Below are 20,729 nucleotides of genomic sequence, written 5' to 3' on the forward strand. Positions count from 1 at the left end.
TCCCTTTCTAAACAATTCTTTTAAACATTTTCTCTATTTCATATTTTGTCAGGCGTATTACGGTAGGGCGTCCGTGAGGACAGGTATACCTTCGTCCTGTTTTGGAGAGCTCAATTAACAGTTGATGTACTTCTTTTTCATCAAGTTTTTTATTTGCCTTTATAGCAGCCTTGCACGCAATAGTATGAATTATTTCGTCTGCCAGAGGTGTGCTGACAGGCCTTATTGATTCCTGAAGCTTTTGTGTCAGTTCTATAAATATATCTCTTGGGGAGCAGTCCCCTACCATATATGGAATTCCTCTGATAATAATGGAATTATTTCCAAAATCCTCAAAAACAAATCCTATTCCCTTCAAAAGTTCATGCTTGGATTTTACTGCATCCAGTTCAAATGGCTGTAGTTGTATGACTACAGGCTCCAACAACAGCTGGGTTGTGTTCTCCTGAGAATCAAATTTTACTCTGAGCTTTTCATATATTATTCTTTCATGTGCGGCATGTTGGTCTACCATAACAAGCTCATCATTACTCTGCAAAAGAATATATGTAGAAAAGGCCTGGCCTATATATTTCATGTCGGCAAGTTCAGGATGTACATTTTCTGTATGTATTTCTCCGTCATCTTCACTTAAAACTGCTGCAACCTCCTCAGAAAAATCAGCCTCTTTTATTACCTCAGAATTATTGTTAAGTTCTGTAGTTTTTTCCTGTTTCACTTCAACTGTAACTTCCTGTGGCTGCCTTACATTATACTCTTCAGACTTTGTAAAAGTGAAGGAGGATGTATCTGTCTGAGGCTTCTCCAAGGACGTACTTACTTTATTTACATCAGTCTTTGCCAAAGGTTCCAGAGCTTTTGTAAATAACCGTATTTCCTCGGCTTTTTTATAGTCCTCCTGCTTATTCAATTCAATTTCCTTTTGAAGATATTCCACTTTATTTTGGGAATTGCCTGTGAACTTAAACAGCTCTCTGTCTTTATTAGGAACCGATACAGGATTAAACAGGCTTCCACCTGTAGTAAGCGCATTTGAAACAGCCATGTATATGGTTCTGGACAGATTGCTTTCATCGGCAAACCGTACCTCGGTTTTTGCGGGATGCACGTTGGCATCTACCAATACAGGGTTAATATCAATATTCAATACAAAAAAAGGAAATCTGTTTTTCATTAGTATGCTTGTAAAAGCTTGTTCAACAGAATAAGATACCATTTTACTTTTTACGTATCTTTTATTTATATAAAGGGACTGATAGTTTCTGTTTGATCTGGCAGCCTCAGGTTTCCCTACATACCCGCTTATCTTTATCTTTTCATCAGCATACTCTACCGCAACAAGATCTTTTATTAATTCTTTTCCGTATATGCTGTAAATTACACTTTTTAAGTCATTATTTCCCGGGGTATGAATTAATGTTGTTTTTCCGTTTGTCAGTTTAAAAGAAATATCCGGATTACCCAAAGCTATTCTTGATATTGTATCTGAGATATAACCCGCTTCTGTAGAATCCTTCTTCAAAAACTTATAACGTGCAGGAGTATTGAAAAACAAATCTTTAATAATAAAGGTTGTCCCGACAGGACATCCTGTCTGCCTTACATCTTGAAAAACTCCACCTCTTATGTGTACATACATTCCGTACGTACTTGCTGCTGTCTTTGTCATAAGCTCAACAGATGCGACTGAGGCTATACTTGCCAGAGCTTCTCCTCTGAAACCCATTGTTATGACAGAATCAAGATCCTCTGCCCTTTTAATTTTGCTTGTGGCATGACGCTCAAAGGCAATTTCTACATCGTCCTCATCCATGCCACTTCCGTTATCGGTTATCTTTATATATGATATACCGCCATTCTTTATATCTACTGAGATGCTGGTTGCACCGGCATCAATAGAGTTCTCCACTAATTCCTTTACAACGGAAGCAGGCTTTTCAACAACTTCCCCCGCAGCTATTTTATTTGAAGTATTTTCATCCAGTACAATTATGCGCCCCATAATTCACCCCATATCATATCAAAAACTATTCCCGGTTGTTCATTTTCCTTTGAAGCTCATATAATATGTTCATTGCATCAATGGGAGTAAGCCTTGATATATCAATTTTTCTTATCTCCTCAAGTATTTCGGCATCAGCAGATGCTTTTGCTGCTTGCGCAAATAAATCCAGCTGTCCGTCAACTTGTTTCTTTATTTTTCGTACTTTTCCGTTCCTGTTAATGTCGGCATCATCCAAGTTTGCCAGTATTTCTTTTGCCCTGTCAATAACGCCCTGAGGTACTCCGGCAAGCTTTGCCACCTGTATGCCATAGCTTCCGTCGGCACCGCCCCGGATTATTTTTCTTAAGAATATTACATCGTCTCCCTTTTCCTTGACTGTTATACAATAGTTCTTAATACCGGAGAGCTTTCCTTCAAGCTCGGTTAATTCATGGTAATGAGTTGCAAAAAGTGTTCTGCAGCCCAGTTGTTCCTTGCTTACAATGTACTCAATCACTGCCCACGCTATACTTAATCCGTCAAAGGTGCTTGTCCCCCTGCCTATCTCATCAAGAACAAGCAGGCTTCTTTTTGTTGCATTAGTTAATATATTTGCTACCTCAGACATTTCCACCATAAAAGTACTTTGTCCCGATGCCAAATCATCTGAAGCCCCTACTCTAGTAAAAATCCTGTCAACTAAACCGATTTTTGCTGAGGAGGCTGGGACAAAGCTCCCTATTTGAGCCATCAAAACAATAAGCGCACTTTGCCTCATGTATGTTGATTTACCAGCCATGTTAGGGCCTGTTATTATAGCAAGTCTGTCCTCTTCCATGTCAAGGACGGTATCATTTGGAACAAAGCCGCTTTTGTCAGTCATTTTTTCTACGACAGGGTGTCTTCCGTCCACTATTTCTATCTTGTCAGAAACAGAAATCTCAGGTTTACAGTAGCCTTCCCTGTCGGCTACTTCCGCAAGGGAAGCCAGTACGTCAATTTCCGCAAGAGCTCTTGCAGTTGACTTAATTCTTGATAATTGCTCAGCAATTTTGTCCTTTATTTGTACAAATAGGCTGTACTCCAACAGTACTATCTTTTCTTCCGCTCCAAGAATATTATCCTCGATTTCTTTAAGTTCAGGTGTTATATACCTTTCACAATTGGCAAGAGTCTGCTTTCTGATATATTCCTCAGGTACTAAGGAAAAATATGATTTAGTTACTTCGATATAATAGCCGAATACCCTGTTAAAACCTACCTTGAGGTTTTTTATTCCTGTTTTTTCACGTTCTGAGGCCTCAAGAGCCGCTATCCAGTCTTTACCCTGTATTGAAGCGCTTCTGAGCTTATCTACTTCGGGGTTGTATCCGTCTTTTATTATTCCACCCTCTTTTATTGTTACAGGAGGGTCGTCAATTATTGATATATCTATAAGATTGCAAACATCCTCAAGAGAATCCAGCTGCTCGTAACAACTGCTTATATACTCTGTTTCAAATCCGTTAAGGATTTCTTTTATGTAAGGTATTTGACTAATGGAATTTTTAAGTGCTATCAAGTCTCTGCAATTTACACTTCCCAGTATTACCTTTCCCATAAGTCTTTCAATGTCATATACCCTTTTAAGAAGCTCTCTTGCTTCTACTCTTGCCATAAACTTATTTTTAAGCTCTTCTACAGCATTGAGACGAAGAGATATATCGCCGTGATTAATTAATGGCTGTTCAATCCATTTTCTAAGCAATCTTCCTCCCATTGAGGTCATGGTTTTATCCAGTACCCACAAAAGAGAACCCTTCTTTGATTTTTCACGCATGGTTTCAGTAAGTTCAAGGTTTCTACGGGAGGACGCATCCAGAATCATGTATTCTTCAAGTGCATATAAATTAAAATTCTGAATGTGACTCAAATTTACTTTTTGAGTACTTTCCAGATATGTCAGAAGGGCTCCTGACGCATTAACCGCAATGTCATATTCCTGAATATTCAATGCCCTGTTTTCAAATTGATTTCTCAAGGTATCCATTGCATTTCCATACTCAAATGAACCCTCTTCAAAGGTTGACACATATGTATTAAATCTTTGCTTTATCTCGCACGTAAGCTCATTGTCAGCACATAGCTCGGTATTAACAATTATTTCAGAAGGAAGGTACTTTGCAATCTCATCAAAAAGTTTTTCCCTTGTATTGCCCCAGGTTATTCTTGTTCCATAGAAATCACCTGTAGTTATGTCTACCGACGCCAAGCCGTAAAAATTACCGTTTTTATAAATTGACATAAGATAATTGTTTTTTCTTTCGTCCAGCATAGTAATGTCGGTAACAGTACCTGGTGTAACGACCTTTATTACATCCCTTTTAACAATTCCCTTTGCCAGTGCAGGATCTTCGACCTGCTCGCAAATTGCAACCTTGTACCCCTTTGATACCAAACGGGCTACATAGTTATTGGCAGCATGAAAAGGAACACCACACATAGGTGCACGTTCCTCTAGGCCGCAATCCCTTCCGGTTAGTGTAATTTCCAGTTCTCTGGACGCCAGTTCCGCATCTGAGAAAAACATCTCGTAGAAGTCTCCCAGCCGGAAAAATAAAATGCAATCTTTATATTGTTCCTTTATATCCAGGTACTGCTGCATCATTGGCGTGACAGTTCCCATTTTTATCCTCCATCTATTAATGTACCTGATGTAAACAACCATCAGGCACATTGGTAAATTTAATATAGTTATTTAATAATATTAGCCTTTACAGCCCCCACCGCAGCTCTTACACTTATCATCTGAGCATTCTGACTCTCCGGTTATTGAATAAATTAAAATATCATTTACCTTCTTCATTAGTGCTTCAAGGTTTGCTTTGGCTGTCAGGTAGTTAAAAGTGACAGAGTATTCGTTGATTTCAAGCTGTTTTGCAAGTAATTTTTCCTTCGTTTCTTCTATTTCCTTTGTTTCGGCTCCGCCTCTTGTGAGCTTAACCATTTCTATCTGGAGTTGTTTGTATTCGCTCATAAGTGTTGCTGATTTATCATCAGATTTCATTGCAGCTTCAGCATTGTTGTATTGCTGCATCTCCGGCGAACTTGCCAGAAGTTTCCCCAATTCTCTTGCTTTTTCTATAATATCCATTTTAATTACCTCGCTATATATTTATTTATTATTATTAATTAATCAAACCTTTGTACCTAACAGAGACCAAGTTTGAATTTCATCAATTTTAACTTTTACAAGCTTTCCTACCATATCAGGGTTTCCTTTGAAATTCACAATCTTATTTTCTCTGGTTCTTCCTGTGTAGGTGGTTTTACTGCTTTTACTCAGGCCTTCAACCAATACTTCCATTTCCTTGCCAAGAAACTCATCATTTATTTCTTTACTGATTTTATTTTGCAGCTCTAAAAGCTTATCGAACCTTTGCTTTTTAACGCTTTCAGGTACTTGTTCCGGATTTTTGGCAGCAGGAGTACCCGTTCTCTTAGAATAAAGAAAGGTGTAAGCCATATCAAACCTTGCTTTAGCAACAACATCCAGAGTTTCATCAAAGTCTTCTTCCGTTTCGCCGGGAAAACCAACTATTATATCCGTAGATAATGCAATACCCGGTATGTTGCTCTTAACCTTCTCAATAAGTTTGAGATACTGCTCTTTTGTATACTTTCTGTTCATTTCGTCCAGTACCTTAGAACTTCCTGACTGTACCGGCAAATGAAGATGTTCACATACTTTTTCACAATCCCTAATTGCGTATATTAATTCCTCAGACAAATCCTTGGGATGAGAAGTCATGAATCTGATTCTCTCAATACCCTGAATCTTGTTGAGTTCTCTTAGCAGTCCCGCAAAGGTTAAGTCTCCTTCAAGGTCTTTGCCATAGGAATTTACGTTCTGTCCCAACAGGGTTATTTCTTTGCAGCCGTCTACAGCCAGTTTTTCAACCTCATTTTTTATTTCTTCCAAGCTTCTACTGCGTTCTCTTCCTCTGACATATGGAACAATACAATAGGAACAGAAATTGTCACAGCCATACATTACGGTAACCCATGCCTTTATATTGTCTTTTCTTGATATGGGCATGTTTTCTGCTATTGACCCCGTAGAGTCCCATACATCTATGACCGTACTTCTTGTAGTAATCGCCGTATTCAGCAGTTCCGGAAATTTATATAGATTATGAGTTCCAAATATTATGTCAACATGTTTATATGTCTTTTTAATGTGCTCAACAACTTCCTTCTGCTGCATCATGCAGCCACATATGGCAATTACAAGGTTGGGATTTGTCTCCTTTAGCTTTTTCAATGCACCCAGATGGCCATAAACCTTTTGTTCGGCGTTTTCACGAACACAACAGGTATTGAATATTATCAGGTCGCTGTCCTTTCTTTCTGAACATTCCGAATAACCCATTTCTGAAAGCATCCCTGATAATCTTTCAGAATCGTTTTCATTCATCTGACAGCCAAAGGTCTCTATATTGTATCTTGCAGGCTTTCCCGAACCGGATATAACACTCTGATTATACTGCTTCATTGTTTCTATATATTTGTACTGCTGATTTATTTCTTCAGCAGATACTTTTGTGGTAATTCTCTTGCCCTCGCTCAAGTAAATTCCTCCATTGATATAAACCATGTATATTTTTATACAAAAGCTATTATAACATAATTTTATTAAATAAATATATAATTGTATTTTTCCTCTGTAATATCTCTTCCGCCAAGGTTAACAGTTGTAAAGGTATTTGTACTTTTAAAGCCAAAATTTCTATAAAAGGCTTTAGCACGATGGTTATCCTTAATAACCCACAGATAGCAATCATTAAAGCCTTGCTGTTTAAGCCTTTCCAACGCATACTTTGTCAACTCAAAGCCTTGCTTTGAATTCCAGTGTTCCGGAAGTACATAGAGGGATATTATCTCACCTGAATTACAGTTGCAGCAGTCTGTTGTATCGGAACCATCAAAAATACCTGATTTTGGAATGGTACAGGTTTGACCAACCCGTCCTTTGCCGAAGGTTATACAGCCTGTAATTTTGTTATCCAGTTCAAATACAGCAGCTTCGTGTATATTTTCAAGTAATTCTCTCTTAAAAATTGGTATCCACCCCTCAGCCGTTACATTATCAAGATACTCTTTAGTAAGAAAGTCCCTGTAGGCTGTTTTCCATGTTATCGAATGAATATAGCTCATGGCTGCTGCATCATCTGCAGTTGCAAGTCTGATTGTTTTCATATGCTCTCCGTAGGAAAATTAAATTCCACCTTATTGTATCAAAGTAGTTTGTTTGTATCAACTAACCCAGTTTTTAGAAGCTATATTTACTTTTGCAGTTATTGTTGTATAATTATTGTAATAAATTCCCTAAACAAGGAGTACACACATGGAAAAAGACATTATTAAATTTTTTGATAAGGACAGGTTTGCTCATTTTGTTGGAATTGAACTAACTAAAGTAGGAATGGGCTATGCCGAGACAAGTCTGGACTTATCTGAAAAACATTTAAACGGCTTGGATGTTGTTCAAGGCGGAGCTATTTTTACTCTTGCGGACTTTGCATTTGCAGCAGCCACAAATTCTAACGGCTCAGCTACTGTAGGAATTAATTCTAATATTACATATTTCAAAGCTCCAAAAGGTAATAAAATTACTGCGGTTGCCAAGGAAACATCCGCAGGTAATAAAATCTGCGGATGTGATGTAGATGTATTTGACGAAGACGGCACTCTTATAGCTAAATTCAGCGGAACAGGCTACAGAAAAGGTTTAAAAATAGATTTTGCTACAGGAGTACTTACGAAAATTAAGTAATTATTTTTGTATTATTGTACCCGGTTGAATTCTTGGGTTTAAATAGTCGTAGGGGTTGGTGCTTAGTATTCTTTGAACCTGATAATCGGAATTGCCAAAACGGGATACTTGTACTTGTACCCCGTCAATTTTCATTTCACTATAGTCAAGGCTATTCTCCAAATTATCTGTCTGGCCGTTTCCCATGACTACATTGTGGTCATAAATAGTGTAAAGAATCATTGAAGCTTACCTCCCTGCTGTTGGTTAGAGTTTTCTTTTCGTCTGATTTCAATAAGCTCATTGAGTTTTTTTATTGCATCAGATAATCCGCCTACCTGATCAATTAAACCCGATTGTGTTGCTTCTTCTCCAAACAGTACTGTACCCACATCGTTTGCCAGTTCACCGGTTTTAAGCATAAGTTCACGGAATTTTTCTCTTTTAATTCCTGAATGGGAACAAACGAAATTTACAACCCTTTCCTGCATTTTATCAAAATATTCATAAGTTTGGGGTACACCTATCACTAACCCGTTCATCCTGATAGGATGTATTGTCATCGTTGCAGAACTGGCAATAAAAGAATGATTTGCAGATACTGCCATAGGAACACCAATACTATGCCCGCCCCCCAGCACCAAAGAAACCGTGGGTTTTGACAAACTCGACACCATTTCTGATATGGCAAGTCCGGCTTCCACATCACCTCCCACAGTATTAAGAACCAAAAGAAGGCCTTCTATTTGTTTGCTTTCTTCAATGGCGACCAACTGTGGAATTATATGCTCATATTTTGTAGTTTTATTATGTGGCGGCAATAATATATGTCCTTCTATCTGTCCTATAATCGTAAGACAGTGAATATTACTTTCTTCTTTAGGAACCTCAGGTGTTCCCAGCTCTTTTATCTGCTGGAGTTCAGCAGCTTGCTTACTCTGCTCTGCCGGTTGTGTTTCCGGAACTTCATTATTTTGATAGTTTTTATTGTTCACGGTTTATACCTCAATTTTTTATAAATTTTGTCCTTCTTATTATCTATTTATTTTTAGAAAAAATACGTAATTCTATGGAAGATAAGAATTGCCAACTTTAATCAGGCTATATTATCCTGATAAAAATTGGCAAAGATGTATTTTAATTTTTATGTATTAATATTGGCTGAATCTGATTGTTTTTTAAAGCTTCAACAACAGTAGGAACAATTTTATCGAAATCAGCAACCAATGATGTACATTTCTTAATAGGATCATCCTGACCGAAGGGAACCATGTATACGTTTTTAGTATTTAGCAGTACACCGATGTTTTTTGCATTTGCACTTAACCCATCGTTGGTTGAAACTGCAATTACAACGGGCCTTGCATTTCTCAGATGTGCTTTACAAGCCATTGTAACCGAACTGTCGGTAATAGCATTTGCAATTTTGGCAATAGTGTTCCCCGTACATGGGGCTATTACAAGTATATCTAATATTGCTTTAGGTCCGAATGGCTCAGCTTCTATAATTGTGCTTATCGGAGTTTTTCCTGTAATTTGTTTTAATTTGGCTTTCAAGTCCTCAGCGGTTCCAAAACGAGTATCAAAATCATTAACAGCCTGCGAAATTATGGGAATAACTTCGGCACCCTCATTTATCAAATTTTCTATTTGCGGGACTGTTTTATTAAAGGTACAAAAGGAACCTGTTAATGCGTATCCGATTTTAATTCCTTCCAGTAACATGCTTATACCCCCAACTCCTCAATAATGTTGTATGTAGTATCTTTAATAAATCCTGCTGCTGTTACAGGGGCAACTTTTCCCGGAAGTGATAGAGCCCAGATAGCTTTTAATCCAAGTTCTTTAGCCTTGCTGAAATCAACTCCTCCAGGCTTTGATGCAAGGTCTATTATTAGACATTCGGGATTCAATATTTTTAAAAGCTCATAATTTAGTACCATGGATGGAATAGTATTGAAGATAACATCTGCATTTTTAAGAACCTGAGATAAATTACTCAGCATTACAGGACTGTACCCTAAACTTTTTATCCAAGCCAAATCAGCATACTTACGTGCTTCTACATAAACATTGGAACCTATACCGTGCAGCATTTTTGCAAGAATTTTGCCTATTCTTCCGTATCCCAAAATCAGCGAATTACTGTTATGTAAAGTTATTGGCATTTCTTCCATTGCAATTTGGATAGCGCCCTCAGCGGTGGGTATTGCGTTTAAAACCGCCATTTCTTCTCTCTCCAGCAAATCAACTGTATAAACATTGCATACTTGCGCCAAGTGGGCTATTTTATCACTTATTCTTCCTGCAAGGAAAAGTTGATTTTTATTCATTGCTTTGAATAATTCATTCATATGAATACTCTCATTATGAAAGGGAGCATTTATAAATTCATTATCATTTGAACAAGGTATGGGTCCAATTATTACATCTGAGTCTACTACAGCCTTGGCTAATGTTTTGCTTTGCTCCAGTTTTATTTCAAAACCCGCCGTTGTAAAACCATATATATTAACGGAATTACCATCTTGTGCAATTAATTCTGCCAACTTTACACTTCTTAAATCTCCCCCTATTACGCTATACCTTTTACCACTCACCATAAGCCCTCCCCACAACGAAGAATAAACTAATTATGACGACTAGTATATCTTATGAAACAAACATATACCGAGTGCCTGTACCAAATACACTAATTCTGATATTTAAGCATAACAAAACAGACCGATGGCTTGCCATCGGTCTGTTTTGTTAATTGACTTTTATATCTTATTTTTAATATTTCCAACTGCTGAAATACTCATTTTTTCAAAATCTAACACCCTTTTAATCATTTCATCAACGCTGTCCATATTGACTCTGTCAATTTTCTGCAATACTTCTTCAGGAGTGTTTATTTTGCCAAGCATAAGTTCAGATTTTCCTATACTGTTCATTCTGCTGCTGGTACTTTCCAACCCTAGAATGTAATTGCCCTTTAGCTGTTCTTTTGTCTTAGACAGTTCATCTTTTGTTATGCCATCTTTTATTATGTTATTCAACTCGCTTTTGGTTAAATCAATTACTGTCTGGAGATACTCTGGGTTCATTCCCGCATATATTACAAAAAGCCCTGATCCCTGATAAGTAGATGGATATGAATAAATGGAATAAACAAGTCCTCTTTTTTCTCTTATTGTCTGAAACAGTCGGGAACTCATTCCGCCTCCCAGTATGTTATTCAGAGATAGTAAGGAATATAGCTTCTCATTGCCGTGTTCAACACCTTCAAAGCCCATACATAAGTGAACCTGTTCTGTATCCTTTTCACGTACAATTTTATTAACCTTGTACTGTGCAGGAGAAAACTTATTACTGAAGGTTTTTCCGAATTTCCAATCCTGAAAGTACTGATTAACAAGTTCGATAAGCTTTGCTTCGTCAAAATTACCTGCAACAGATATTACTGTGTTATATGGTGTATAAAATTCATTCATGTACTTTAATATCATATCTTTGTCAAACTTGTTGATACACATTTCAGTACCGAGAATTGGATATCCTAATGGGTTTCCGTCCCAAACCATTTCAGAAAAAATATCATGCACCAGTTCCTCAGGGGTATCCTCGTACATACCTATTTCTTCAATTACAACTCGTTTTTCTACGTTAATATCATCACCGGCGAAGGATGAGTTAAAAAACATGTCAGCCAACACATCCACGGCAATATCAAGATGGGTATCCAGTGTCTTTGTATAGTAGCATGTACATTCTTTCCCGGTAAACGCATTTATCTGCCCACCGATGGCGTCTATACATTCAGCAATATCCTTTGCTGACCTTTTAGTAGTACCTTTAAAAAGCATATGCTCAATAAAATGGGATATGCCGTTATTTTCTGAAGTTTCATTTCTGGAACCAGTGCCAACCCAAATGCCTACTGAAACTGACCTTACATATGGTATTTTTTCATATACAAGTCTCAACCCGTTACTTAATTGTACTTTTTTGAACATCTAGTCCTCCGATGTATATTCTCTAAAGCCATAAAATTTTTAAATACATAATTGGGCGTAAACCCAAAGAAGTCTACGCCCAAAATAATCTATTCACAAAACCAAGGATTTATTTTTCTTCAGTAGTACCTTCCTCAGCCATAGCATCTTTACGTGACAAATTGATTCTTCCTTGCTTGTCAATCTCAGTTACTTTTACAAGTATTTCATCACCGATATTAACAACATCTTCAACTTTTTCAACTCTCTTTTTATCAAGCTTTGAAATGTGAACCAAACCGTCTTTACCCGGTAATATTTCTACAAAAGCACCGAAGGTTGTTATTCTTACAACTTTACCAAGGTAAACTTCACCAGGTTCGATATCCTTTGCTATTCCCTGTATTATTCTAAGAGCCTTTTGTGCTGCTGCACTGTCCGGTGTTAAAATATATACTCTACCGTCTTCTTCAATGTCTATTTTTACACCTGTTTCAGCAATTATCTTATTTATCATCTTTCCGCCTGGTCCAATGACATCACGAATCTTTTCAGGGTCTATATTTGTAGTAATTATTTTGGGTGCATATTCTGAAAGTTCTTTTCTTGGTTGGGGTATAGCCTTCAGAATTACATCATTGATAATTTGTAAACGACCTTTTTTTGTTAATTCAAATGCCTGACGTATAATTTCATAGTTAAGACCGTCAACCTTTATATCCATTTGAATAGCAGTAATACCTTCTGTAGTTCCGGCAACCTTAAAGTCCATGTCTCCAAAGAAGTCTTCTATTCCCTGAATATCCATAAAGGTAACAAAGTTGTCAGGGTTTTCCTCATCTATAACCAATCCTGCTGAAATACCTGCTACAGGTGCCTTGATAGGAACTCCTGCATCCATGAGTGCAAGTGTACTTCCGCACACACTTCCCTGTGAGGTTGAACCATTTGACATCAAAACTTCTGATACAAGTCTGAATGCATAAGGAAATTCGATTTCTGTAGGAATTACAGGTACCAGTGATCTTTCAGCTAAAGCACCGTGTCCGATTTCTCTTCTTCCGGGGCCTCTTGAAGTTTTTGCTTCACCAACACTGTAACCCGGGAAGTTGTAATGGTGCATGTATCTCTTAGTTTCTTCAGTGTCAATACCGTCCATCTTCTGAACATCACCCATTGCACCGAGTGTTATAGTAGTCAATACCTGAGTCTGTCCTCTCTGGAAAAGACCGGAACCATGTGTTCTAGGCAGTATGCCTACTTCTGCTGAAAGAGGTCTTATCTCATCCAGACTTCTGCCGTCAACACGCTTACCTTCCTTTAATATATATTCACGTACTACTTTCTTTTCAAGCTTATATATAGCATCCTTTATTTTGTTTTCCATTTCTGGGTATTGCTCAGCCAAAGCAGCTTGAGTTTCTTCTGTCAATTCTGAAACCTTGGCATCTCTGTCCTGCTTGTCCGTTGCCAGAACCGCAATACGCATTTTATCATATGCAAAAGCTTTAACAGCCGCAAATAAGTCCGCAGGAACATCTGCTGATTCATAAGTGAATTTAGGCTTACCAATCTCTTTTACTATTCCATTAATAAAGTCGCAAATCTGCTTTATTACTTCATGTCCCTTTTTAATGGCATCCAGCATAACATCGTCATCAACTATGTCAGCTCCTGCTTCAATCATTGTTATCTTTTCTTTTGTTCCGGCAAGAGTAACGTACATCTTGCTTTTCGCACGTTGTTCTTCATTTGGGTTAACAACCACTTCGCCGTCTACCAAACCGAGAACAACTCCGCCGATAGGTCCGTTAAAAGGAATATCTGAAATACTTATAGCAACGGAAGCGCCTATCATTGCAGCTATTTCAGGTGAATTGTCCTGTTCCACCGACATTACCGTATTTACAACAGCTACATCATTTCTCAAATCCTTTGGGAAAAGAGGTCTGATTGGTCTGTCTATAACTCTTGAAGTCAATATTGCTTTTTCAGAAGGTTTTCCTTCTCTCTTGATAAATCCTCCGGGAATTTTTCCTACGGCATATAATCTTTCTTCATAATCAACGCTAAGCGGGAAGAAATCAATACCGTCCCTTGGTGAAGCTGATGCGGTTGCAGAAGACATTATTACAGTATCTCCGTATCTGATTAATGCCGACCCGTTTGCCAATTGAGCAAGTTTTCCTGTTTCAACTGTTAGTGTTCTGCCTGCAAGTTCCATGCTAAATGTTTTAGACATATTAGACATATAAGTCCTCCTAAGTTTTTTAATAGTTTTACATATGCTATTTTAAAACTATAGACTGTAGCATGTAGATTCTGCGCCAAAGTGATTTTTGACGCACAATCTACCTTCTACTGTCTATAGCCATATGTGCTTCATTAGTATTATTTCATATTTAGCACAACTTATTTCCTATATATTATGCTTAAATATTTCCACAATAAATATGTACTCTGAATGCATATAAAAGCAGGCAGGCGGTTAGCCTGCCTGCTTTTATATTATTATTTTCTTAGACCAAGTTTTTCAATAATTGCACGGTATCTTTCGATATCATTCTTTCTAAGATAATTTAACAAGCTTCTTCTTGCACCAACCATTTTAAGAAGTCCTCTTCCTGAATGGTAATCCTTTTTATGAACCTTTAAGTGGCCATTAAGGTGGTTGATTCTCTCTGTAAGAATAGCAACCTGAACTTCCGGTGAACCAGTATCACCTTCATGCAATTGATACTTAGCAATTATTTCTTGCTTTACATCTTTAACCATGTTTTTAATACCTCCAAAAATTTTGTTTAATCGCCATAAACCAGGTAATTGGATGGAGTAACCCAAAAACGTAGTTAATGGTTAAAAATTTCATACCTATGTATTTTAGCACAATTCATAATTATTGTAAATAAATTGTTTATACTATTGGAAATAGGTCTTAAATGTATTCAAATTAAACATCTATTTCCTATAAATAAATAATTTTCTAGAAATTATGGATTATATTTACTTATTCTTATATACTTAATATGTTCTATATTTTATCTCAAGGAGATGGTTTATATTAATAATAATTCTGCTCTATTGAAAAAAATTGCCGATAATGTTGAAAATGTTATTGTAGGAAAGAGAAATGCTGTTGAATTAGCAATAATTTCACTTATTAGTAATGGGCATGTTCTTTTAGAGGATGTTCCCGGTGTAGGTAAAACAAGCCTTGTTTCATCTCTCGCCAAATCTATTTCAGCATCATTTAAAAGAATTCAGTTTACCCCTGATGTTCTTCCTTCTGATATAACAGGCTTTTCAATATTTAATCAAAAAACAGGAGAATTTGAATTCAGGCCCGGAACTGCTATGTGTCAGATTCTTCTTGCCGATGAAATTAACAGAACCTCTCCCAAAACTCAGTCCAGTTTGTTGGAGATAATGGAAGAGCACCAAGTCACTGTTGACGGCTCTACATATAAACTTCCAAAACCGTTTATGGTTCTGGCAACCCAAAATCCCATTGAGTATATTGGTACATATCCTCTTCCTGAGGCACAGATGGACAGGTTTTTTATAAAAATATCCCTTGGCTACCCTCAGCAAGGTGAAGAAGTTTACATCTTATCAAGATTTTTGGAAGATAATCCATTGGATACTCTTGAAGCTGTTGCAACCAGCGACGATATTCTGCAAATTCAGAAAGATGTAAAACAGGTTTACATAGATAAAACCTTAAAAAATTATGTCGTTGATATTGTCAGTATGACAAGGAAGCATCAGTATATTGCACTTGGTGCAAGTCCGAGAGGTTCAATTGCAGTATGTCGTGCAGCACAGGCATGGGCATATTTCAACGGCAGAGATTTTGTTATCCCGGAGGATATAAAAAAGATGCTTTTGCCTACCCTTTCACACAGGCTTGTTTTAAAGCAGGAAGCCAAACTCAAAAAAATGTCTTCCTCAGATATACTAACTTCAATAATTGACAAGGTATACATACCTATGGTAGATAACTATGAGAAAAAGTAGAATTGCATATGTATTTTTATTAATAGTATCAATTATATTTTTATATAATTTCGGCGGCTTTGTATCCTTCTTCTTTTTTAACACCCTTGTTGCCTTATTTATCTTGTCACTTGTGTATACCATCTTTGTATTTGTAAGAATTAAATTTATACAGGAAATAGATAAAAGAGTTATTGTCAAAGGAGAGACCGTAAGACTTGTTGTAAAGATTTCAAACGAGGATATTTTAGTATACCCTTATGTTTTTGCAACCTTTTTTAGTTCACATTCTTCGTTTAAAGGCAAAAATTCATCACAAAGTTTGTCAATCAGCCCCAAGTCGGGTAAGGAATTTATCTTTGATATGGAATGCAAATTCAGAGGTGAGTACGAAGTGGGTCTGAGTGAAATCTACATTGAAGATTTTCTTGGTTTGATAAAGTTAAAGTATAAAATACCTGAGCCGAAAAAAATTATTGTTTACCCCAGGATTGAACATCTTTCAAATTTCAGTATTCTGTCCTCGGGAAGCTCCGATTCTCAAAGCACCGAAAACGGCATTCAGAATAATATGAACAATATCAGGGATATACGAGAATACGTTGCCGGAGACAGTTATAGAAAGATACACTGGAAACTTACGGCAAGAAATGAAAAACTTATGGTTAAAAACTATGAGGGAACCACAGATGCAAACGTTAATATACTTCTTGATCTAAGAAAAAACGTTTATAACGACGAAGAAAACATTATAATCGAAGACAAACTAATTGAAGCGACTATTGCAGTGCTGTATTTTTATTTATCCAAAGGAGTTTCTGTCAATTATGTATACTTCAATAAAAAGCTTGAAGTATTTAAGGCTACTAACATGATGGACTTTGAGCAAATTTACAAATTATTATCATGTGTTATTTTTGATCAGCAGGTACCAATGCCGGATATTCTCAGGCTCCATTCAGAATCCTGTTCAAATTCATCTGATATGATTGTTTTTACCAGTATACTGGATATTGATTTGTATAACGAAATGTATAAATCGCAGATGGCAAACCATACTGTCACTCTTGTTTATGTATCACCTGACAGTACTGGAAAAGCCAAATCCGATATTATTGAAGATATAATGGAAAATCTCCCGGAATTAGGTATTCAAGCATATTCCATACATCCAGATGATGATATAAAAATCTTACTTGGAGGTTCGGACTGATGGTACATGAGAATAAATACAGTGTATTTGTTAACTTAATATTAGTAATGCTTTTATCTTTGTCTGTTTGTCAGACCCTGTATACATCTCTATTTATGACATACAGATGGGACATAAACATATTTCTTTATGTAATCCCGCTAACTTTTGTTTTTTATATTGCACTTAAAAATAAGGTTAGCTGCATCATATCAGGTATTTTATTGTTTCTCCTTGCAGGTATAGGTTTTGTTATTGTTTATATATCAAACAACTTTAATCCCTACTCTATCTGGTTGATTGATACAATGCAGGGATACCTTAACGAGCCTAACTCCCGATATCAGGCAATAACAATATTTTTTATAGCCTTGATTGTTACTTTTATGATTTATATATTTGCCGTAAAGCTATATAATATCTATTTAGTCAGTTTTGTAACCTTCAGCCTGTTCTTCGGGCAGGCATATGCCCAAATTTTTGTAAGTAAACCGGCTTTTGTACTTTTTCTGTTTTCGTTTCTTCTCTTCTACTTTTTTTATATACTCAAAATAAGGACCGAGGAAAAATCTTACGACCCGGGTAACAGACTAAAATATCTCCTGTACATAATCCCTGTATGTATAGCCGTATTGATTGTAAGTTCTAACTTTCCAATAGGAAATAAAAGAATATCCTGGCCTTGGTTGGACCACAAGCTGGATAAAGCCATTGAGAGCTTTTCTCAGACAAATAACTCGTCTTTTGATTTCTTTTCTTTAAATGCTACGGGTTTTGGAAGTAATGACACTCTCGGAGGTAATATTAGTCCTAGCAAAACTCATGTTATGGATGTAAAATCAGAGTATTACAATCTTTATCTTAAAGCCTCCACAAAAGCATATTATAACGGTCACAGCTGGTATGACACCAAGCCTGTTTATAATCCTGTAATTCTCTATGGAAACTCAGTTGATACTTTAAACAATATAAACATGGATGCTAACCAGCTTGAAGTAGGAGCTCTGATAAACAAATCAAGTTCTAAAGACGAATTATATAAAAGTTCAAAAATAGAGGTTAAATTTAAAAATTTGAAAACCAAATCACTATTTATACCTCCAAAGACCTTTCAAATCACACCCAAAAAAGAACTTGGATTATTTACAGACAGAGCCGGAATGATTTCTGCCGAAAAACCTCAAAGCAGCAATTTTGAATATATTATCAATTTTGATTATATGTTTCTGAACAGTGACAAATTCAAAGACAGTTTAAGAAAAAGCTACAAAGGCTATTGGATGGATAACATAAACGAATATGAAAAAAATCAATACAAACTTATATTTAATATCGACATAGACAACCAGTCGGATGAAAACAAAAAAATCATCAACAGTGTAAGCATATTCAGTGGCCTTCAGGAGCAATTACGTGATATTTATTCAAAATATGTTTCCTTGCCAAGTACAGTCCCTGCAAGAGTCAGGGAATTGGCCGAAAATATAACTGCAAATCAAATCAATAACTATGACAGGGCAAAGGCTATAGAAACTTATCTGGCTACAAACTATCCTTATACGTTAAAGCCCGGTAACCCTCCTTTGAAAAAGGATTTTGTTGACTATTTCCTTTTTGAAGGCAAGAAAGGATACTGTACATATTATGCAACCGCAATGACTGTGTTGCTGAGGTGCATAGGGATACCAGCCCGTTATGTTGAAGGTTATATTCTGCCTCCCGATAACAGAAATGGTGTTTTTAAGGTTACTAACCAGCAGGCTCACGCATGGGTTGAAGCATATTTCGAAGGATTCGGATGGATTCCCTTCGAGCCTACCTCCCCTTTTGTTGCAGCAATGTATCAGGATAATCACATAAGACCTGTTATTGCAAATAACATGGCCGGACAATACTATGATGAATATCGGAGAATGATGGAGAAATACCAAAAAGAAGGCAAAAATCAATCCTTGGAGCTTTCCGACAACTTGCCCGTGGGAAATAAGAATAATAATACAACCCGCATAGCTTTTATTATAGCAGTTTCATTAACTTCATTAATTCTGCTGTCTTTATTGTTTATAGTACTATTTAACAGAATAAGATTTTATTATCTGTTAGGGAAAATTAAAAAGCAAAATTCAAATGATGCAGTTCTCACCGGCTACAAATATATTATGAAGCTGTTTAAAATCCAGAATGTGACTATTTCAGCAGGAGAAACACCTTTTCAGTTCGGCAGCAGAGTTGAGAAAACAATGGATTTTAAAGGATACAGTTTTAATAAATATGATTTCAACATAATAACCGACTACTATGTCAAGGCCAGATACAGCAGAGATACCCTTCCTGATGAAGCAAAGCAGGACACGATTAATTTTATTGAAACTGTATTGAAGCTAACTTCTGAGAAAGTAAGCAAATTCAAATTTAATCTATATAAATATTTTCTCGGTAAAGTATAAGAGTTTTACAGGCTGAAAATCATTGATTTCCAGCCTGTTTTGACTTTTTGAGAAATGACAGCTTCGTTTCAGAGATAACAATTGCAATAAATATAAGCAGAAAGCCCCATACCAGTCTTACTGTCAACTGCTCACCATAAAAAATAATTGAAAACATTACGCCGAATACTGATTCAAGGCTTAATATGATTGCAGCAGCAGAAGGGTGTGTGTACTTTTGTCCAATATTCTGGAACAGCAAAGCTACTGCCGTGGCAAAAACAGCCAAATACAGAATACCTGCAACATTTTGTATACTTACTTCTGTAGGGATATGTTCTGTAGTAAGACCTGTTATCCAAGACAATACAGCGGCAAATCCGAACTGGATTATGGTAAGTACTATTGGGTCCTTCCCTTTACCCAGTTTTGCAACAGACACAAGATGAGCGGCATATATAAAACCTCCAAGTAAGGTAAAAGCGTCGCCGATTCCTATGGTAAGGCTTCCTGTAATAGAAACCAGTCCAATACCCGTAAGGCAGATAACTGCAGCGGAGTAGTTGTATATGTCCGGCTTTGACTTATCAACAAGCCAGAATAAGAACGGTACAATTACACAATAAATTGCTGTAAGAAATGCATTTTTTCCGGGTGTAGTATTTGTTATACCAATAGTTTGAGTACTATATCCCAAAAACAAAAAAAGTCCTATGACTCCACCCTTCCAAAGATATTCAAAAGTTATACTCTTAAGTCTTCTGCAAAATATCACACCAAGCAGAATGCAAGCAATAGTAAATCGAAACCCTAAAAGAATATGCGGTGAAAACACGTCAACGGTATCCTTCATTATAAAAAACGAACTTCCCCATATAAATGCAGCACAAAAAAGCGCCAGCTTTGGCATAAATGATTTCATATGTAAGCTGCTAATTTTGAATCAATCCTTTCAGACAACTGTTATGTAAAGTTTTTTTAATTCAAAGATTTATGTATACTAAAGACACCTTCCTATTCTACCATTAAAATATCAGAAATTGAAGATATTAATAAAGAGATTCTTTCAACCTTCATACTTATCAGGATTAGTATCATATCCCTTGCCGTCAAGATACCTTAGTCCTAAAATATATGTTATAAGAGCTATGTATCCACCTATTATACCTAACATAATAATAACCGGAGCAAAATCAGTATTAATAATCAAGCAAAGCAACAGACCCAAAAAACCACCCAGAAAAGGCCATGTCCACATATAAAGTTTAAAGTGCTCGATGTTCATATTCACATCCTCTTTCTTTTAATTCTGTAATATTTTTTATTATATTACAGAATAATGGTAAAGACAAATATAGAG

General features: G+C 36.5%; 18 protein-coding genes. 4 read left to right on the forward strand and 14 right to left on the reverse strand.

All coding sequences use genetic code 11. The annotated features are described in order from the left end of the window. Window positions 1–7: 7 nt before the first annotated feature. The 5 genes from mutL to P0092_RS11870 form a co-directional block, all read right to left on the reverse strand. Complete coding sequence (mutL, locus tag P0092_RS11850) at window positions 8–2,002, reverse strand: DNA mismatch repair endonuclease MutL (protein WP_004618048.1); 1,995 nt, start codon at window positions 2,000–2,002, stop codon at window positions 8–10. A gap of 25 nt (window positions 2,003–2,027) precedes the next feature. Continuing rightward, window positions 2,028–4,649 carry a DNA mismatch repair protein MutS gene (gene mutS / locus P0092_RS11855; protein WP_004618046.1) on the reverse strand — a complete coding sequence of 874 codons (2,622 nt, stop codon included), beginning with the start codon at window positions 4,647–4,649 and terminating at the stop codon, window positions 2,028–2,030. Window positions 4,650–4,730: 81 nt separating this feature from the next. Beyond that, on the reverse strand, window positions 4,731–5,117 hold the full coding sequence (locus tag P0092_RS11860) for a YlbF/YmcA family competence regulator (protein WP_004618044.1): 387 nt from the start codon (window positions 5,115–5,117) through the stop codon (window positions 4,731–4,733). Between the two features lie 42 nt (window positions 5,118–5,159). Next, a complete protein-coding gene (miaB, locus tag P0092_RS11865; RefSeq protein WP_338054767.1) occupies window positions 5,160–6,518 on the reverse strand; it encodes a tRNA (N6-isopentenyl adenosine(37)-C2)-methylthiotransferase MiaB in 1,359 nt (452 codons plus the stop codon). Between the two features lie 140 nt (window positions 6,519–6,658). Continuing rightward, on the reverse strand, window positions 6,659–7,222 hold the full coding sequence (locus tag P0092_RS11870) for a GNAT family N-acetyltransferase (RefSeq protein ID WP_004618039.1): 564 nt from the start codon (window positions 7,220–7,222) through the stop codon (window positions 6,659–6,661). 148 nt (window positions 7,223–7,370) lie between these two features. On the opposite strand from P0092_RS11870, the gene P0092_RS11875 reads away from it, so the two are divergent. Beyond that, window positions 7,371–7,799 carry a PaaI family thioesterase gene (locus P0092_RS11875; RefSeq protein WP_004618038.1) on the forward strand — a complete coding sequence of 143 codons (429 nt, stop codon included), beginning with the start codon at window positions 7,371–7,373 and terminating at the stop codon, window positions 7,797–7,799. Here the strand turns inward: P0092_RS11875 and P0092_RS11880 are convergent, their stop codons facing one another. From P0092_RS11880 to rpsO, 7 genes are all read right to left on the reverse strand, one after another. After that, window positions 7,800–8,021 carry a YlzJ-like family protein gene (locus P0092_RS11880; RefSeq protein WP_004618036.1) on the reverse strand — a complete coding sequence of 74 codons (222 nt, stop codon included), beginning with the start codon at window positions 8,019–8,021 and terminating at the stop codon, window positions 7,800–7,802. After that, on the reverse strand, window positions 8,018–8,773 hold the full coding sequence (locus P0092_RS11885; protein ID WP_004618034.1) for a ClpP family protease: 756 nt from the start codon (window positions 8,771–8,773) through the stop codon (window positions 8,018–8,020). The genes P0092_RS11880 and P0092_RS11885 overlap by 4 nt, the downstream gene beginning before the upstream one ends. A 142-nt stretch (window positions 8,774–8,915) precedes the next feature. After that, complete coding sequence (locus P0092_RS11890) at window positions 8,916–9,503, reverse strand: dipicolinate synthase subunit B (protein WP_004618033.1); 588 nt, start codon at window positions 9,501–9,503, stop codon at window positions 8,916–8,918. Between the two features lie 2 nt (window positions 9,504–9,505). After that, window positions 9,506–10,381 (reverse strand): dipicolinate synthase subunit DpsA, encoded by an 876-nt coding sequence (dpsA, locus tag P0092_RS11895; RefSeq protein WP_004618031.1) that lies wholly within the window; start codon window positions 10,379–10,381, stop codon window positions 9,506–9,508. A gap of 159 nt (window positions 10,382–10,540) precedes the next feature. Next, entirely contained in the window at window positions 10,541–11,776 is a 1,236-nt protein-coding gene (locus tag P0092_RS11900) for a M16 family metallopeptidase (protein ID WP_004618029.1), read from the reverse strand. A gap of 109 nt (window positions 11,777–11,885) precedes the next feature. Beyond that, window positions 11,886–13,997: a polyribonucleotide nucleotidyltransferase gene (locus P0092_RS11905; RefSeq protein ID WP_040758486.1), complete on the reverse strand. Its 2,112-nt coding sequence runs from the start codon at window positions 13,995–13,997 to the stop codon at window positions 11,886–11,888. A 269-nt stretch (window positions 13,998–14,266) separates the two neighbouring features. Further along, window positions 14,267–14,530, reverse strand: coding sequence for a 30S ribosomal protein S15 (gene rpsO, locus P0092_RS11910; protein WP_004618026.1), 264 nt, complete (start codon window positions 14,528–14,530; stop codon window positions 14,267–14,269). A gap of 276 nt (window positions 14,531–14,806) precedes the next feature. Between rpsO and P0092_RS11915 the strand changes: the two genes are divergently transcribed. The 3 genes from P0092_RS11915 to P0092_RS11925 are packed head-to-tail and all read left to right on the forward strand — an operon-like array spanning window position 14,807 to window position 19,390. Further along, entirely contained in the window at window positions 14,807–15,772 is a 966-nt protein-coding gene (locus tag P0092_RS11915) for an AAA family ATPase (RefSeq protein ID WP_004618024.1), read from the forward strand. Then, on the forward strand, window positions 15,759–16,964 hold the full coding sequence (locus P0092_RS11920; RefSeq protein ID WP_004618022.1) for a DUF58 domain-containing protein: 1,206 nt from the start codon (window positions 15,759–15,761) through the stop codon (window positions 16,962–16,964). Before P0092_RS11915 ends, P0092_RS11920 begins: the two co-directional genes overlap by 14 nt. After that, on the forward strand, window positions 16,964–19,390 hold the full coding sequence (locus P0092_RS11925; RefSeq protein WP_004618020.1) for a transglutaminase-like domain-containing protein: 2,427 nt from the start codon (window positions 16,964–16,966) through the stop codon (window positions 19,388–19,390). Before P0092_RS11920 ends, P0092_RS11925 begins: the two co-directional genes overlap by 1 nt. 19 nt (window positions 19,391–19,409) lie before the next feature. Here the strand turns inward: P0092_RS11925 and P0092_RS11930 are convergent, their stop codons facing one another. Both P0092_RS11930 and P0092_RS11935 read right to left on the reverse strand, forming a co-directional pair. Continuing rightward, window positions 19,410–20,291 (reverse strand): DMT family transporter, encoded by an 882-nt coding sequence (locus P0092_RS11930; protein ID WP_004618018.1) that lies wholly within the window; start codon window positions 20,289–20,291, stop codon window positions 19,410–19,412. A 144-nt stretch (window positions 20,292–20,435) separates the two neighbouring features. Continuing rightward, entirely contained in the window at window positions 20,436–20,654 is a 219-nt protein-coding gene (locus tag P0092_RS11935) for a hypothetical protein (protein ID WP_004618016.1), read from the reverse strand. Window positions 20,655–20,729: the final 75 nt, after the last annotated feature.

Source organism: Ruminiclostridium papyrosolvens DSM 2782 (genome assembly GCF_029318685.1).
In the GTDB taxonomy this organism is placed as follows: domain Bacteria; phylum Bacillota; class Clostridia; order Acetivibrionales; family DSM-1351; genus Ruminiclostridium; species Ruminiclostridium papyrosolvens.